The organism is Pseudomonas sp. SCT, from assembly GCF_003864275.1.
Lineage (GTDB): Bacteria > Pseudomonadota > Gammaproteobacteria > Pseudomonadales > Pseudomonadaceae > Stutzerimonas > Stutzerimonas stutzeri_AE.
Map to the genome: position 1 here is coordinate 1 of NZ_BDJA01000001.1, position 15,749 is coordinate 15,749.

The following is a 15,749-nucleotide window of genomic DNA, read 5'->3' on the forward strand; positions in this document are numbered from 1 at the left end:
CGAGGTGCTCGCAGCGGCTCAAGCATCGAATTGAGCCGGCGACTTGATCGTTTTTTGATCATTATCCCGCTTTAAAATCAGCAGTGCCTGAAGTCAGTCAGAAAAACTCGACTACTTCAGACCATCCTTAGATCTTGGCATGTGAAAGGTGCCTGAAAATTAAATCGGATTCCTTGCTCGAAGGTCGTTGCTGGATCGATGGACACTCTGAGGGCAACAACAACCCACACTAACCCCGAGGTAAATCCATGATTGGATGCCCAGAATATAGTTTGACATAGAGGGCCGCAAAATCCGCAAGCTTCAGCGCTATGGCATGCCGCAACAACGGAAATATAGTTCGACACAGCCTAACGCGTCCGCCGGAAAAGCCCCACCGCAGCCAGGAATAAAGTCTGACACCGCCGCCCTGGCTCGGCTTATTTTGCCTACTCCGCCAACTTCCTGAGCGACACCGAGCATGGCGTGATCATGTAAGTGGAAACGACTCCGGTGCATCGTACTGCCGCAGTCGACTCGACCAGAACGATGGTCGAGTGTTTCGAAGCGCAGTTCGATCTAACGCCGGAACGCCTCATTGGCTATGCCGCCTATGCGGTGCAATCCGCCTAAAGAGGTGCGTTCACGGGCCGCGGTTTGAGCTTTAGGGAAAATCCCTCCTCGCTTTTCTCCACTATCAGCTCATCTCCCAGCGTCCAACCGAGTTTCGCAAGTAACTCAGATGGAAGCTCAACGATTACGTCTCCGCTGCCGTCTCCCGGATCTTGGCAGACAACTCGCCAGCTGTTAGGTGTGTCCATGACGCCACCCTCCTTACAGAAGCTAAAGTCAGAAGCATGGCGGAGACGCCTTACCATAGCGCACACCCATGTCGTAGATTCCCCCTATTTGGAGGCTAAACCATGACAGAGCCCAGCGACCACGAAATTGGCCATCCCGAGGGATTGATTCCTGCGCTCGCAGCCAGCGCCACGCATGCTGCTTACCTGCGTGCAGTTCAGGCAGGCCGTACGCTGATAATGGCGAGGGATGGATGGCTCGTTCGAATTGATCCGGACGGCTCAGAGACGCGGCTTCGCGCCTTACCCATGAAGCATAAGGTAACGGCGGGGAGCGTCTTTCATTTTAGCGCGCAATTGCGGAGCTAGGGCTGCCCAACGCGGATACGACTGCCTCACGAAAGTGGCGGGCGCAGGCAGTACCGCCAAGATCTTGAGGCGGTGAGTGCGGCAAGCTTAATCCGTACAATGCCGCTTCGTTTGCTCTGTGTAGCCCGATGAAGCACCCGATGGTGGCAATCACCGAGGCCACGCCAGGTCGCCTGGATCGAAGTAGCTGCTACAGGTAGCAGACGTGATCGACACGAAGCCTGATTTGCGTGGCTGTCCATTCGCATCGCTTGGCCTGCCGTCCGAGAATGGATTCCCGCGGCAGTTATTTGGAATCTGCGGTGCTGCTCGACCTGGCTTGTTAGCTGGCGTAAACCAAGATCCATCACGGCGACCAGATGAAGACCGGTGGAATTAGGAGGCGATGCGAATGCCGCACGCCGAGTACTTCTGGTTAAGCGCCAGATCGATTTCGGCAACGTACTTCACGTGCGCCATGCTGCACGGCACATCTATCAGGCGATGCAACGTCTTCTCTATTTTAGCCTGGGGCCTTTTGGTTGTTGACGATACCGTCGATGGGAATCGCGCCTGCACAGTCAGCAGCGACACCGTTTCGCCTCCAAGATCTATGGCTCCATTAGCGTCGCGAATGACTGATGGAGGATGCGAATCGGTGTCGGAGTCGATGCGATTACCCACCGGCCGGACGATCAGGGCGGATTCGAACAAATCGATGCTCGAATCCGCATCATTTAGCAAGCCGAACGGGCCAGGCCACGCTGTTTCACGAGCGTATAGATCGCCGGAATAACAACCAGCGTAAGAATCGTCGAAGAAACCATGCCGCCCACCATCGGCGCGGCGATGCGCCTCATCACCTCCGATCCGGTACCGGTGCCCCACATGATTGGCAACAGACCGGCCATGATGGCAACCACAGTCATTATCTTCGGCCGCACTCGATCCACCGCGCCAATTATCACTGCCTGGTAAAGGTCATCCACCGTCAGCTTTTCACCGGCAGCCTCCCGCTCTGCTCGACGCTCATCGAGCGCGTGGTCAAGGTAGATCAGCATGATCACGCCTGTCTCCGCGGCAACGCCAGCCAGAGCAATGAAACCCACCGCTACTGCAACGGAGAAGTTGTAGCCCAACGCCCACATCAGCCAAACGCCACCTACCAGCGAGAATGGCACTGAGAGCATGACGATCAGCGTCTCGGTAAGCCGCCGGAAGTTCAGATACAGCAGGAGGAAGATCACCACCAGCGTCAACGGCACTACGATTTTCAGCCGCTCGGCCGCTCTCTCCATGTACTCAAACTGGCCGCTCCAGGTGACATAATACCCAGGCGGGAAACTCACTTGCTCCTGTACAGCTTGCTGCGCCTCGCGCACGTAGCTACCGATATCCCTATCACGAATATCCACGTAGATATAGGCCGATAGCAATGCGTTCTCAGTGCGGATGCTCGGCGCGCCCTTAGTGATGCTGATGTCCGTAAGCTGGCCGAGTGGTATCTGTGCACCGCTCGGCGTCGGCACTAGCACTTCAGTGCCGATCCGTTGGGGATCGGAACGCAGCTCTCGCGGATAGCGCACATTGACGCCGAATCGCTCCCGCCCTTCGACAGTGGTGGTCACAAGCTCGCCGCCAAGGGCGGTGCTAATCACCGTTTGCACTTCCCCTACCGTCAAGCCGTAGCGGGCCAAGGCGTCATAGTCGGGCGAAATGTCGAGGTAGAAGCCGCCTGTAATACGTTCGGCAAACGCGCTGGTGGTGCCGGGCACTGCCTGCACAACCGCTTCAATCTGAGTTGCTAGCCGCTCGATCCCGGCGAGGTCCATGCCAAATACCTTGATGCCAATGGGCGTTCGAATGCCGGTGGAGAGCATGTCCAAGCGCCCTTGGATGGGCATAGTCCAGCTATTTGCCACGCCCGGAAATTTCAGCGCGTCGTTCATCTCGGCGATGAGCTTGTCCACCGTCATTCCTGGCCGCCACTCTTTCTCCGGTTTGAGGTTAACCACCGTCTCGAACATTTCCACCGGCGCCGGGTCGGTGGCCGTGGCCGCGCGGCCCGCCTTGCCAAACACCGAGGCCACCTCTGGGAAGCTCTTGATGATCCGGTCCTGCGTTTGCATGAGCTCAGCGGCCTTGGTAATAGACATACCAGGAAGCGAGGCTGGCATATACAGCAGCGTGCCCTCGTTGAGTCGCGGCATGAACTCGCTACCGAGCTGCCGCGCCGGCAAAATGCTAACGACCAAAACCACCAGCGCTACAACGATTGTCATCACCTTCCAACGCAGCACACCTTGGATGATCGGGCGGTAGACCCATATCAGAAAGCGGTTCACCGGGTTCTTGTGCTCGGGGATTATCCGCCCTCGCACGAACAGCAGCATCAGCACCGGCACCAGGGTCACTGATAGCAGCGCCGCAGCGCCCATAGCGAAGGTCTTGGTGAGCGCCAGCGGCGAGAACATCCTCCCCTCCTGCGACTCCAGCGTGAACACCGGTAGGAAGGAGACTGTGATGATCAGCAGCGAGAAGAACAGCGCAGGGCCTACCTCCCGACAGGCCTCGATTATAATATGTACACGCGGCTTCTCCGGCGGCGCTCGCTCCAGGTGCTTGTGGGCGTTCTCGATCATCACAATAGCTGCGTCCACCATCGCACCGATGGCGATCGCGATGCCGCCCAAACTCATGATGTTGGAGTTGAGCCCTAGCCAGCGCATGGCGATGAAGGACATTAGGATGCCAATCGGCAGCATGAGGATGGCCACCAGCGCACTGCGCACGTGCAGAAGAAACACAACGCACACCAGCGCAACGATGATCGACTCTTCAAGAAGCGTGAACTTGAGATTGTCGACAGCGCGCTGGATAAGATCCGAGCGGTCGTACACCGTCTCGATATTCACTCCTTCCGGCAGGCCGGGACGGATCTCCTCTATTTTGGCCTCAAGATTGTCGATCACGGACATAGCATTCTCGCCGTAGCGGGCAACGGCGATGCCGCCGACCACCTCACCCTCTCCATCGAGCTCAACGACGCCGCGACGCTCGTCCGGGCCGAGTTCGACGCGAGCTACATCACGCAGCAGAACCGGAATTCCGCGTGAAGCTTTCAGCACCAGTTTCTCGATGTCCTCTGCACCGCGCAGGTAGCCACGACCGCGCACCATGTACTCGGTCTCGCTCATCTCTACGATGCGGCCACCGACGTCGGCATTGCTGGTACGGATGACTTCAGATATCCGGCTCAACGGGATGTCATAGGCCTGAAGCTTCTGCGGGTCAACGGTGACCTGGTACTGCTGGACAAAGCCTCCGATGCTCGCAATCTCGGATATGCCTTCGGCCTTGGTGAGCTGATAGCGCACGAACCAGTCTTGCAGGGTGCGTAGCTCAGCAAGGGTATGACGTGTGCTGGTCAAGGCGTATTGGTAGACCCAGCCCACACCTGTGGCATCTGGCCCTAACGCGGGTGTCACCCCCGCTGGCAGGTTCTTCGAAGCGAAGTTGAGGTACTCCAGCACCCGCGAGCGGGCCCAATAGATGTCGGTACCGTCCTCGAAGATGACATAGACGAAGGAGGCACCGAAAAACGAGAAGCCTCGCACCACCTTGGAGTTGGGCACCGATAGCAGCGCCGTGGTAAGCGGATAGGTGACCTGATCCTCTACCACCTGCGGGGCCTGCCCAGGATATTCGGTGTACACAATCACCTGCACGTCGGATAGGTCCGGCAGTGCGTCCAGTGGGGTTTTCATTACCGCGTAGATGCCGGCGCCGATGATAATCAGCGTGGCGAGCAACACAAGGAAGACGTTGCGCACCGACCATTCAATGATTTTGGCAAGCATGCTTAATGCCCTCCATGGGAATGGCCGCCGTCCGGCATCACATGATCTGGGTGACTCCCAGACTCAGCGTCGCTACCGTGGCCCGCATCCACCTCACCCGCCGGCTTATGAAGCTCGTTGCTCTCGTAACTGCCGCTATCACTGTGATCGTCGTGTCCAGCATGACGATGAAGTGCATCGGCATTGCCTGGCGCGGCGGGACCGTCAGGCCCGACGGCGGCTCCATGGGCATGGGGATCCGCTTCTGCAGTCGAAGCCGACTTCCCACTCATGCCGCTTAGCGCTGCCTTTAGGTTGCTCTCGGCGTCTATCAGGAAGTTGGCGCGCGTGACTACTGACTCGCCCTCCCCCAGCCCTTCCAACACCTCAAGGTAGCCGTCGGCACGCCTGCCTGTGCGCAGTTCGCGCGGCTCAAAGCGACCTTCGCCCAGGGCAACCAGCGCAATCCGGCGAGTACCGCTGTCGATTACCGCCGAGTCAGGCACTGCGAGCACCGGCGCCTGCTCACCTGCTGCGAGCTGAGCGGTGCCGAACATAGCCGGCTTAAGCAGGCCGTCGGGATTGGTTAGCTCGATGCGAACCCTGGCGGTGCGAGTCTCCGGCGACAGATCGGGATAAACGAAGGTTACCTCGCCCCTAAAGCGCCGGTCGGGATAGGCGCTTACCGTAAGCTGCGCCTTCTGCCCAAGCTGAACTAACGCCAGATCCTGCTCGAAAACCTCAGCGATAAGCCAGACGGTATCGAGATCCGCGATTCGGTAGAGGGCATCCCCTGGCTGAAAGCGCATACCTTCAACCGATGGCTTATCCAATACCACGCCATCCACGGGCGCGGCGATCGTCAAAGTGCGAGTTACCTTGCCAGTACGACGCAACCGTTCAAGCTGTGCTTCCCCGATATCCCAATTGCGTAGCCGCTCAAGGGCAGAATAGGAGAGGGAGGCGAGCCCCTTTTGCGCGGCCGCGCTGCCGCCGGCAAGACTTTGCTGCCCGGCATTGGCGATCAGGAACTCCTGCTGCGCCGACACCAGCTCGGGGCTGTAGACCTCCATAAGTGGCTGGCCTTTGCGAACCGGCTCACCGGTCGTGTTGACGTAGAGCTTTTCGATCCAACCCTCAAACTTGGGCGCCAAGGTGTATTGGCCGCGCTCGTCGACCTGCACCGTACCGACTGCACGCACTGTACGGGTGAGCACGCGGCGCTCAACTGGCGAAGACAGTACACCCAGCAACTGCACCTTCTCAGGGCTGATTACAACGGTGTTTCCCGATTCATCACCCTCATAAACGGGGATGTACTCCATACCCATGGAGTCCTTCTTCGGCACCGGGGAGGTGTCCGGCAGTCCCATGGGATTGCGGTAGTACAGGATCTTGCGCTCGCCCTGCGCGGCAGCAGGCCCCTTGTCGGCGTAGACCGGGATGTAGTCCATCCCCATCGGATCCTTCTTGGGCACTGGCGACGTGTCGGGCAGCCCCATGGGGTTGCGGTAGTACAGAACCTTGCGCTCTTGTGGGGCGGTGCTTCCAGCTACCTCCGAGGAGCCTGTCCTTTGCGCCACCATGTAGCCACCACCGAAGCCGGCGATTGCCGTCGCAAGGGCGAGCGCACCTGCGCCGAAAATCATGCTGCGATTCATAGTTCTGCTCCGACAAGACGTTCCAATTCCACCACTTGGACTCGTTGCTCCAGCGCCAGCGAGAGCAGCGACAGCCTCAGCTGGCGAATCTGTCGCTGGGCATCAAGCAAGGTCGCGAAATCGACGTTGCCGGTCTGATAGCTGGCGAGCGCCGATTGATAGGTGAGCTCCGCCTGCGGCAGGAGCGTTCTGTCAATCAGTTCGTGCTGTCGAAAGGCTGTCTCCAACGCCGACCACGCTTCACCTACGCTGCCCGCGAGACGGCTGTTGACCGCCTCGCGACGAGCCTCGGCGGCGTAGCGCAAGGAAACGGCCTCGCGCTGCTCTGCGCTGCGGCGTTTGCCCCACAGCGGGATATTCATCTCCAGCATCAACTCGAACTCTTCGGCCCGGTTACCCATCTGGACGACGGCAGTGCCGACGGTGATATCCGGAATCCAGTTTCGGCTGGCAAGCGCCTCAGCACGCTGGGCCTCTTGAATTCGTGCATTGAGCTCAGCCAGTTGAGGATTGCCACCGAAGATACGAGCCTGCAGCTCAGCCAAGGTCGGCACTGATGCAGGCAGAGCAGGCCAACCGGCGGGCTCCGCCAGCGGCGAGTTCGCAGGGCGCGCCAAGATGCCGTTCAACCGCGCCGCCGTGCCGCGTCGGTCGCGTTCCAGCGTCAGCAGCTCGCTCTGCAGACTGGTGTGCTCGGTCTGAGCCTTGATCACGTCCTGTTGCGGCGCAAGCCCCACTCTGTAGCGAGCTTGGGCAATACTCTCAAGCTCATCCACCAGCGCCCGCAGCTCCTCGGTGACCTGGATGGCTGCGTGGGCATACTGGTATTCGTTGAAGGCAAGCTTGACGAGACTCCTGAGCTCGACTCGGCTCAGGCGCTCGCGGGCCGCTGCCTGCTCGGCGCCCGCCTCTGCGATCTCGCGAGCAAGCCCCCGCTTGCCGCCAATAGGAAAAGTCTGACGGAACGCGTAACGTGTGCTGCCAACGCCGCTGGGCGATAGGCTCGGGTCGTCGCGGGCGATGCCCATTTCCTCAAAAGTGAGCATCGGGTCCGGGAGCGCACCGGCTACATCGGGACGCTCCCAGGCGGCCTGCCTCTCATGCCCGACAGCCCGGAGCTCTGGGCTCTGCCGTTCAAGCAGGTCTAGCAGCGGAGGCAACGTGGCGCCAAGCTCGGCTGACCCTGGCGAAGCCTGCGCGCCGCTGCTCAGAGCAAGGCCTAGGATGACGGGTGCTAGCAGCCCCCAACTGCGGACGGGCAGCGGCTGAACGATCCAGTTCATAGAATCTCCTTACTGCAGTGCCGGTCCCGTTGATTGCAGCAACGACAACTAGAATATTCGAGGACTTCGGCTTGCGCACCACGCCAGTCATGAGCGGAGAGCGGAAACGGGTGTGCCGACCAGGCGCGATATTTGATCAAGTCATTCATCATGTTTAACTCCGAAGCACGCAAATTTCGGCACAAGGGAAAGCTTGGACCCGTTTATGAGCGAGCCTCGAATAGTTCGTAAATATTGTTTGGCTTTATTGCAGATCAGACCTGTCGTTTATATAACCTAAACTTTACATTTATGCCAGTTACCTAAACTAACATATTTTCAGCGTACTACTCGCAAAACACCTGCTATCTCCGCCGCCGCAAACCACAAATAACCTGCTACCTCCTCTTCAAAATCAATACAACTATTTCACCAACAAACGTGAAAATGTAATGCACAAGTAAGGTTTACGACAGCTTCTTCTCCGTAGGCTATTAGTAATAGCCTGATCTGTAAGGTAGTTTTTCCTACGCCCACAGCCAAAGTCAGAAAAACAACCATTAGGAGGTTGTCATGAGACCGCACCGACGCACACCCCTCGCTCCAATTTGCTTCGTGGGAATACTCCTCGCTGGGACGACGCTCGCTGATGATGACATGCACAAGAAGGATGCCATGCCAGGCGCCATGGGGCAGCAGCCCGCCAGCACCCCGGCGGCACCTCACGCTCCAGCGGCGCACCCTACCGATCCGAAGTCCCCTGCTTCTCAGAATGCGCCCGCAACGCCCGATGCCATGGCCACGCACATGGAGGAGATGGCAGCCATGATGCGCGAACGGGGGCAAGCCATGGAGGCCATGGGCCGACAGATGCAGGAAGGCAGCATGCAGATGCATCAGCAGGCCATGGCGATGAAGGCTGGCGATGCCTCCGCGCATAAGGACATGGACATGCCCGCCACGATGCAGCACATGCAGCAGATGAAGGAGGACATGGAGCACTGCGAGATGCAGATGCAGAAGGTCGACGCCACCATGCAGAAGATGGATTCGAGCATGGGCGGGGGCATGGCCAAGAAGAAGATGGGCCATATGTAGTGGAGGCCGCCGCGGTGCTGACGGAAGGCTTCGTGGGGTGGAAGCGAGTCGCCGCCCTGGCCACGCTGGCGATGCTGCTGGCTCATGGAGCGGCCGGCGCTCAGTCGGCTGCTGATCCACACGCAGCCCATCCGCCAGACAAGACCGGCGGCACGACGGCTGCGCAGCCGGACGCTGCCGGCACGTCATCGGCCCGGGACAGCGGCTCGATGGCTGGTATGCCGATGGGCACCACGCCGCCGGCTGGCGCGCCGATGGGCGATGACGATCACGCCGCGCATCATCCGGACAAGGCCGGAAGCATGGCGGTACCGCAGCCGGCGCCAGCCGATGGCATGCCGGCGCAAAGCAGCAGCTCGATGAACGGCATGCCGATGAGCGCCACACCGCCGGCTGACGCATCGGCGGGCGATGACGATCACGCCGCGCATCACCCGGACGCGACTGCCAGCATGCCGGCTTCGAGTGGTGCATCGATGGCCGGTTCCATGGGCGGCATGATGGCCGGTTCCATGGGCGGCATGATGGACGACATGATGCGCGGCTGCCGCGGAGACGAGTGCGGTCGGGATCGGCGCCTCAACAAGCTGCTGTATCCGCAGCTGATGGCGCTGCCGGATCTACCGCCGGAGCGGCGCGCGAGCGTTGAGCAGCTCGCCCACCACCGGATGCACGAAGGGATCCAGCTATTGGCGTCCCTGTCGTCGGAGGCGTCGCACGCGGTCCAGCGCAACGACTACGGCGGCCTGCAGGAAGCATCCGACCGCATGCGCGTGGCCTGGGGCGAATTCGACAGCGGCTTGTCGGCCTACCGCGCACTGGCCGAAGGACAGGCGCCGCGGGGGATCGCGCTGGCGTGGTTCCGGCGCGAGATGAACCTGACCGATCCCCTGACCACGGCCCCGGCGCACGGCGTCTTCGGCCTGTCGGGCTTCCACTACTTCACGATGGCGTTGCTGCTGGCCTTTGCGCTGCTGGCCGCCTGGATGTACGTGGCGCGAACCCGACGCACGAATGCGGTCCTCGCCACGTTGCGCACCGGGGCACCGGTGCCTCCGGCCCCCGCCGCTGCGCCTCGTTCCGGTGTGGCGCCGGCCCCCGCGGCGTCCGTGTTTCCGGGCGTGCCGGCCGAGGGCGAGCCGCAGGCACGCGCACCCGTGTCCACCATGGGCGGCTGGGTGGGCAAGCTGCGGGTCGCACGCGTCTTCCAGGAGACGCCCAAGGTCAAGACGTTTCGGCTGGCGCCAGTGGAGGGCGTGGGTGCGCTGCCGTTCGAGTTCGAGCCCGGCCAGTTCCTCACGCTTTCGGTGCATTCAGGCGGGAACCAGGTCAAGCGCTCGTATTCGATCGCTTCATCGCCATGCTGCCACGGCTGGTGCGACCTGACGGTCAAGCACGAAAGCGGCGGCATCGTCTCGGGTTACCTGCACGAGCAGGTGAAGGAAGGCGATCTCCTCGATGCGTCCGGCCCCTACGGCCGCTTCACCTTCCGCGGCGTCGAGTCCGACAGTGTCGTGTTCCTGGGCGGCGGCGTCGGCATCACGCCGCTGATGAGTTCCATCCGCTACCTGACCGACCAGAGCTGGAACGGCCGGATCGACCTGGTCTACGCCTGCAAGGACCTGGAAAGCGTGATCTTCCGCGACGAGCTGAACCAACTCGCCCGCCGGCATCCGAACCTGCATGTGTCCATCGTGCTGAGCGACGAGTCATCGGCGGCATGGACCGGCCCGCGTGGGTTCATCACCGCCGAACTGCTGGGGCAGATTCCGCAGATCCGTTCGCGCCGCATCCACTTGTGCGGTCCGTCGGTGATGATGGACGCGGTCCGCAACGAACTGGGCAAGCTGGGCATCGACCTGGCGTCGGTTCATTCCGAGCTGTTCCTGAGCCCCTCCAGGACAGTGCCTCCCGGCCTGGAGGTGTCGGCGGGCGACACGGCGACGGCCGTCACCTGCAGCTTCGAGCGGTCCGGAAAAAAGGCGCCGCTGGCGGCCGGCCAGACCGTTCTCGAGGCCGCCGAAGAGGTCGGCGTTCCGATCGAATATGCCTGCCGGCAGGGTTACTGCGGCCTCTGCAAGATCAAGCTGCTGTCGGGCGAGGTCACCATGGACGTGGACGACGGTCTGACGCCACTCGATCGTTCCTCGGGCGTGATCCTGGCCTGCCAGGCGAAAGCGTCGGCCGATATCTCGGTGGATGCGTAGATGCGCAACCAGGATCGCATCATCGCGACGATCATCTTCTCGATGCTGGTGGTCCTGTGGCTGGGTTTCCTGGTGCACCGCTCTTCCTTCTTCGCCGGAAGCCTCCTGGGTGGCGTGTTCGGCGTCGTAGGCGCGGCGTTCATGCTCGTCCCGCTCACCTACACCGTAATCAAGCGCAGCGCTACGCTGCGCCGCGCATTCACCAGGAAGCATGGCTTCGGCGCATTGCTGCAGGCGCACGTCTATTTCGGCTTGGTAGGCGCGCTGTTGGCCATCCTCCATAGCGGGCACAAGTTCCAGAGTGCGCTCGGCGTCGCGCTGACGGCATCGATGCTGCTGAGCGTGCTCACTGGGTTCATCGGCCAGCATTACCTGCGCTACGTCGCGGAGAACATCCGCGAGAAGAAGGCGCAGATCGACGGGCTGTGGCGCCTTCTGGATGGGCAGTACTGGGCCTACGCGCAAGGACCAACAGCGGGCGTTGCCGGTACGCCCAAGGCCAGCGCCGAACTGCTGCCACTGGCATCCGCCGCCGCCGATCTGCAGTACTCGATCCAGTTCCAGGAGCGGGTGCGCAGGCTGTTCAACGCCTGGCTGTCGGCACACATCGCGTTCTCGATCATCTTCTATCTTCTGCTGGCGTTGCATATCTGGGCTGGCATCTACTTCGGGTTGCGGTGGTTCAGATGAGTCGAAAGGGAAAGATCCTCGCCGCGCTGCTCGCGGTCCTGGCGCCGGTGTCGGCAGTCGCACTGTGGACATACCTTCCGCAAATGCAGCGCGCCGCGACGTGGCAGAACATGGCCTCTCCGGGCCCCCTGTCCAGCGCACATGCGTTTCTCAAAGAGGACTGTGCGGCGTGCCACACGCCGGTGAAGGGCGTGGAGGACGCGACTTGCGTGGCCTGCCATGCAAACGAGACCGTCCTGGTCCAGCGACAACCGACGGCATTCCATGCCGACATCGCCGGCTCGAACAACTGCGTGGCCTGCCACAAGGAACACGACGCCGGCCGCAGCCTGCGTGGTATGGACCATGCGGCTTTGACCGACATCATCGTGCGATGGCTCGATCGGGCCCCGGAGGGTCATGAGGGGGCGGTGCTGCTCGCGCACCTCAAGGCACACCGGCCCGAGGCGCTGCCGGGCAACCTCTCGCTTGCCAACGGCATGACTTACAAGGAGACGCTGCTGGACTGTGCGAGCTGCCACAAGACCACCGACCCGCACGTCCAGGTCTTCGGAAACGACTGCGCGACATGCCACGGCACGACCACATGGTCGATTGCCGAGTACCGGCATCCACCGCCGAGTTCCACCGAGTGCGGCCAGTGCCACCTCGCGCCGCTCAGCCACTACAAGGAGCACTTCAGAATGATGTCCAAGCCGATAGCGGGTGTCAGGAATGCGGAACCTGAGCAGTGCTATCTCTGCCACCAGACCACCTCATGGAACGATATTCGGGGAATAGGCATCTATGACCACCATTGACGGGTGTTTCTATGAACCTTGAGGCACCTCATGTAGCGATTGAGATCGCGGTGATCGGGTTCGAGATTGCAGGGGTGCTCGCTATAACTTTCGGAAGTTTCATAGCGCTCTATCGCTTTTTTTTCAATTACAAAGGGGCCGCATTGACGGATCGCTCCCGGTCATTACGGCAAGATATTGGCGGCGCGATTGTGCTAGGACTAGAATTCCTCGTTGCTGCCGATGTCATACGAACGGTTGTAATTGAGCCCTCGCTACGAAACGTTGCAGTACTTGGTTTGATAGTACTTGTCCGAACATTTCTCAGCTACACGCTCCATATGGAAAATAAAAGCCGCGAGTCGTAGGCACCCCTCGCGGCTATGTATGTACTACTAAGCACATCGCTCAGCTGGGCAGTTTCCCCAGACGGCCCCATGCCAGTACCCGCACCGATTCGCCATAAAAACGGCAAGGCTAGTAACGATTGTATTGCTGAAATGCTTATGACCACCGCCGCACCAGGAGCATGTCTCGGGCTGCGACTACCGCCTCGGACTCTTACGTTTATGCAGGCTTCGATGGGTCGATAGGTGGTGTCTTATCTCCGACAGTTCGTTCCGGCGACCCGATACTCAACAATCGCCAAATCACCCTTAGAGTCCTCATAGGTAATTTGGGCCGGCATCACATCGTTGCAGGTCATATCGGTTCGCGTGGTACGAATTACCTTGGCGATGTCCAACTTCATCCCATAACGATAATGGACAACTTCGGGAGGCTTCTTTCCGACAGAAGTAGCGTACTCCCGCATAGTATTTTCGTTCGCGCGTATCATTTCGCCATACTCGCGATCTGAGCTACCCTCTGCCAAGGATAATGAGCTCACGCTCATAAAAAACACTGCTGCCGTAATCTTGAAAGCTTTCATAACCAGCTCCTAACTTAACGTGTGTGATGAAATTATAAGAGCGGCAAGCTGTTACTCATATGACACGGTAATTACACTGGTGTTATGAATCAAATTACCCAAGGATTAAGTGGGGCCGGTAGCATTCGAGCAAGCATAGCCATCCCGATTAATTGGCTCAGTTACCTAGCGGCCACACCATATGAAAATCATTCAGCCGTTGAGCTGGGGGTCGCAGGCGCTCAAGTTTTAAATTTGAGAGGCCCATCCACGCAGCGCTTCTGGCTAGGACGGGCCGACGGGTGACAGGCGCCCCTCGGCTCTTGATGAAGGGGCATAGAACTGGCACTGCCGGAGCAGAGAACAGCATCGGCATCGACCAGGGGCGTATTCTCGATATGCGCCGCATCAGACTTTCCCGGCTCAAAGCTGGGATACTGACCGCTGCGATCTCAGACCAAAAGATGGGTCTCGTCGATCACATGCATCGCTTTGCGTGACGTCCGCGTTTGCAAGCTACCCGCGGCAATTATCGGTGCCTTTTGGAAGACATCACGAGGAAGACCACATACTGCTCGACAATGACAGACTCAACTTGGTAATAGCCTATGTAGGAGGCGATAGCGGCGCGGCCATAAGGGGCGGCATTCAGAATGGCAATGGAGCTTCAAAACGCTGCGTATCGTCACACTTTTGGTCAGGGCCTCATATTCGCGGCAGAGAACGCGATCGCGATCGGCGGCATATCAGAGCGGACTGGTGGTTTTCCACAGCGACTGTAGTGATTTCGTAGCAGCACCACTGGGTCCCCCACAGACATTCGCTCAACTGGTGAAGTAGACGCCAACTGAATGTAAAAATTGTATGTGCTGTGGAAAAATTAAATCACTCGCTCATGTTGCTTTGAGCTGAGCCGAGAAGGCCGACTCAGCCCATTGTTGCATGACACGCTGTCAGGATCCTCCTCCCGTGTAAGGAGACGTTATGATCCGGCTTACCCCTGTGGCAGCTACTCAGAAATAACTTTCTTGTCATTTATTACCATGTGAGCGGTTGTTTATTTTGGCTGGCATTCCGCGGAACTCTACCGCGTGAAGTCGCCCGTCTGGAGTACGAATTTTTATTTCATATGGCCTAACATTTCCCTTAAGTGTGTTATTTATAGCTTTATTATCCGAACGCTCTTTATTCATAGGGGCCACACTCACCACCTCGCCGCGCTTCAGCAGATCCAGCATTACTTGGTGACCATCCCCAACAGTGTGATCGTGCCGCATAGCACTTTCTTGTTCCGTGCCGGCGACGGCTGCGAAAGCTGCCGAAATTAGCGAAATCGTCACCAGTGCTTTACTAATTTGGTTCATCATTTATCCCTCTTCCCCGATTTGCGTTTAAAAAACTATTGCTCGCTTTCTGTCTCAAACATCCCAAGTATAAACTGCACGTCTAGGGTTCCCTTAGCAAAGGGAAGCCTAAGCATCGATGATTGTTGCAGGGCAAGTGCTGATACCTGCAACAACCATAATCGTATTAATATCGCGGAGGTGTCCGTTAAAGTGGTATCAGCCGTTTTTAACGCCTACTGGGGCACCGAGAAATTCGACCGAATGGACGACTCCGTCAGGGGTTTTAATTTTAATCTCATACGTTCTTACATCACTTCCGGACACTGGTGAATTACCCATTGGGGTCACGCTTAGCACTTGCCCGGTTTTTAGCAGATTGACCATCACTTCATGACCATCGCCAACAGTATGGTCGTGTCTCATGGGTTGATCGCCTTTATTTGCAGCGATGAGAAAAGGAGATGTAGCGGTTAGAACAAGGGCGATAACGAGCTTTTGCATGCTTTTCATTGTGCTTTCCTCAGTGTTGGGGCCTGATTTGAGTGTGGCGGGTGAATACTTACGGGATGCTGTCCCTAAAATTACATTGGCGTAACCTCAGTGACAGCCAACAAACGTTCAGCTCCTGCGCTTTGGAAACTGGAAACAGGTCTGAACGACCTGATCTTCCACAAATCGCAATTACTGGTTACCGCAAGGATCTCGATGTCGCCCCTTACCCCTTAAAGGCTTACCTCTTCTACATTCGACAGCGAATATCGAGGAGACATCCACAGTTCGACAGGTCGTACAGCGTCACCAGGCGCGCCGTGTTCCTCACCAATTCACGG

Annotated in this window: 13 protein-coding genes and 1 pseudogene; 6 read left to right on the top strand and 8 right to left on the bottom strand. The window is 58.9% G+C overall.

Going from position 1 to position 15,749, the window contains the following annotated elements; translation table 11 throughout:
• Positions 1-411 precede the first annotated feature (411 nt).
• Positions 412-594 (top strand): annotated as a pseudogene (locus BHD08_RS23145) (IS5/IS1182 family transposase); the annotation flags it as partial.
• A 14-nt stretch (positions 595-608) separates the two neighbouring features.
• On the opposite strand, the gene BHD08_RS23150 reads toward BHD08_RS23145, so the two are convergent.
• The 5 genes from BHD08_RS23150 to BHD08_RS00040 all read right to left on the bottom strand — a co-directional run bounded on the left by BHD08_RS23150 (position 609) and on the right by BHD08_RS00040 (position 7,910).
• Positions 609-800: a hypothetical protein gene (locus tag BHD08_RS23150; protein WP_020307714.1), complete on the bottom strand. Its 192-nt coding sequence runs from the start codon at positions 798-800 to the stop codon at positions 609-611.
• 723 nt (positions 801-1,523) lie between these two features.
• Complete coding sequence (locus tag BHD08_RS00025) at positions 1,524-1,841, bottom strand: hypothetical protein (protein WP_020307713.1); 318 nt, start codon at positions 1,839-1,841, stop codon at positions 1,524-1,526.
• Positions 1,842-1,864: 23 nt separating this feature from the next.
• The gene (locus BHD08_RS00030) at positions 1,865-4,987 is read right to left on the bottom strand and encodes an efflux RND transporter permease subunit (protein WP_011914418.1); all 3,123 of its coding nucleotides are present in this window, start codon (positions 4,985-4,987) and stop codon (positions 1,865-1,867) included.
• Between the two features lie 2 nt (positions 4,988-4,989).
• Complete coding sequence (locus BHD08_RS00035) at positions 4,990-6,627, bottom strand: efflux RND transporter periplasmic adaptor subunit (RefSeq protein ID WP_003298499.1); 1,638 nt, start codon at positions 6,625-6,627, stop codon at positions 4,990-4,992.
• The gene (locus BHD08_RS00040; protein ID WP_003296208.1) at positions 6,624-7,910 is read right to left on the bottom strand and encodes a TolC family protein; all 1,287 of its coding nucleotides are present in this window, start codon (positions 7,908-7,910) and stop codon (positions 6,624-6,626) included. The genes BHD08_RS00035 and BHD08_RS00040 overlap by 4 nt, the downstream gene beginning before the upstream one ends.
• 636 nt (positions 7,911-8,546) lie before the next feature.
• Here BHD08_RS00040 and BHD08_RS00045 point away from each other — a divergent pair.
• The 5 genes from BHD08_RS00045 to BHD08_RS23365 are packed head-to-tail and all read left to right on the top strand — an operon-like array spanning position 8,547 to position 13,031.
• Positions 8,547-8,987 (top strand): hypothetical protein, encoded by a 441-nt coding sequence (locus BHD08_RS00045; protein ID WP_177412612.1) that lies wholly within the window; start codon positions 8,547-8,549, stop codon positions 8,985-8,987.
• A 14-nt stretch (positions 8,988-9,001) separates the two neighbouring features.
• Positions 9,002-11,194, top strand: coding sequence for a 2Fe-2S iron-sulfur cluster-binding protein (locus tag BHD08_RS00050; RefSeq protein WP_125020397.1), 2,193 nt, complete (start codon positions 9,002-9,004; stop codon positions 11,192-11,194).
• Positions 11,195-11,884, top strand: a complete 690-nt coding sequence (locus BHD08_RS00055) for a hypothetical protein (protein ID WP_003292130.1) — start codon at positions 11,195-11,197, stop codon at positions 11,882-11,884. It begins immediately after the preceding gene.
• Positions 11,881-12,684 carry a cytochrome c3 family protein gene (locus BHD08_RS00060; protein WP_125020398.1) on the top strand — a complete coding sequence of 268 codons (804 nt, stop codon included), beginning with the start codon at positions 11,881-11,883 and terminating at the stop codon, positions 12,682-12,684. Before BHD08_RS00055 ends, BHD08_RS00060 begins: the two co-directional genes overlap by 4 nt.
• Positions 12,685-12,695: 11 nt before the next feature.
• Complete coding sequence (locus BHD08_RS23365; RefSeq protein WP_125020399.1) at positions 12,696-13,031, top strand: DUF1622 domain-containing protein; 336 nt, start codon at positions 12,696-12,698, stop codon at positions 13,029-13,031.
• A 233-nt stretch (positions 13,032-13,264) separates the two neighbouring features.
• Here BHD08_RS23365 and BHD08_RS00070 read toward each other — a convergent pair whose 3' ends face one another.
• The 3 genes from BHD08_RS00070 to BHD08_RS00080 all read right to left on the bottom strand — a co-directional run bounded on the left by BHD08_RS00070 (position 13,265) and on the right by BHD08_RS00080 (position 15,429).
• A complete protein-coding gene (locus tag BHD08_RS00070; RefSeq protein WP_003292133.1) occupies positions 13,265-13,594 on the bottom strand; it encodes a DUF2790 domain-containing protein in 330 nt (109 codons plus the stop codon).
• Positions 13,595-14,604: 1,010 nt separating this feature from the next.
• Positions 14,605-14,940: a hypothetical protein gene (locus BHD08_RS00075; RefSeq protein ID WP_011914422.1), complete on the bottom strand. Its 336-nt coding sequence runs from the start codon at positions 14,938-14,940 to the stop codon at positions 14,605-14,607.
• Between the two features lie 195 nt (positions 14,941-15,135).
• The gene (locus BHD08_RS00080; RefSeq protein ID WP_011914423.1) at positions 15,136-15,429 is read right to left on the bottom strand and encodes a hypothetical protein; all 294 of its coding nucleotides are present in this window, start codon (positions 15,427-15,429) and stop codon (positions 15,136-15,138) included.
• Positions 15,430-15,749: the final 320 nt, after the last annotated feature.

Bases quoted from the DNA above. Each gene is read 5' to 3' on its own strand.
- BHD08_RS00075 (WP_011914422.1), bottom strand. From the start codon at position 14,940: ATGATGAACCAAATTAGTAAAGCACTGGTGACGATTTCGCTAATTTCG.
- BHD08_RS23365 (WP_125020399.1), top strand. From the start codon at position 12,696: ATGAACCTTGAGGCACCTCATGTAGCGATTGAGATCGCGGTGATCGGG.
- BHD08_RS00070 (WP_003292133.1), bottom strand. From the start codon at position 13,594: ATGAAAGCTTTCAAGATTACGGCAGCAGTGTTTTTTATGAGCGTGAGC.
- BHD08_RS00045 (WP_177412612.1), top strand. From the start codon at position 8,547: ATGCACAAGAAGGATGCCATGCCAGGCGCCATGGGGCAGCAGCCCGCC.
- BHD08_RS00060 (WP_125020398.1), top strand. From the start codon at position 11,881: ATGAGTCGAAAGGGAAAGATCCTCGCCGCGCTGCTCGCGGTCCTGGCG.
- BHD08_RS00040 (WP_003296208.1), bottom strand. From the start codon at position 7,910: ATGAACTGGATCGTTCAGCCGCTGCCCGTCCGCAGTTGGGGGCTGCTA.
- BHD08_RS00055 (WP_003292130.1), top strand. From the start codon at position 11,195: ATGCGCAACCAGGATCGCATCATCGCGACGATCATCTTCTCGATGCTG.
- BHD08_RS00035 (WP_003298499.1), bottom strand. From the start codon at position 6,627: ATGAATCGCAGCATGATTTTCGGCGCAGGTGCGCTCGCCCTTGCGACG.
- BHD08_RS23150 (WP_020307714.1), bottom strand. From the start codon at position 800: ATGGACACACCTAACAGCTGGCGAGTTGTCTGCCAAGATCCGGGAGAC.
- BHD08_RS00080 (WP_011914423.1), bottom strand. From the start codon at position 15,429: ATGAAAAGCATGCAAAAGCTCGTTATCGCCCTTGTTCTAACCGCTACA.
- BHD08_RS00030 (WP_011914418.1), bottom strand. From the start codon at position 4,987: ATGCTTGCCAAAATCATTGAATGGTCGGTGCGCAACGTCTTCCTTGTG.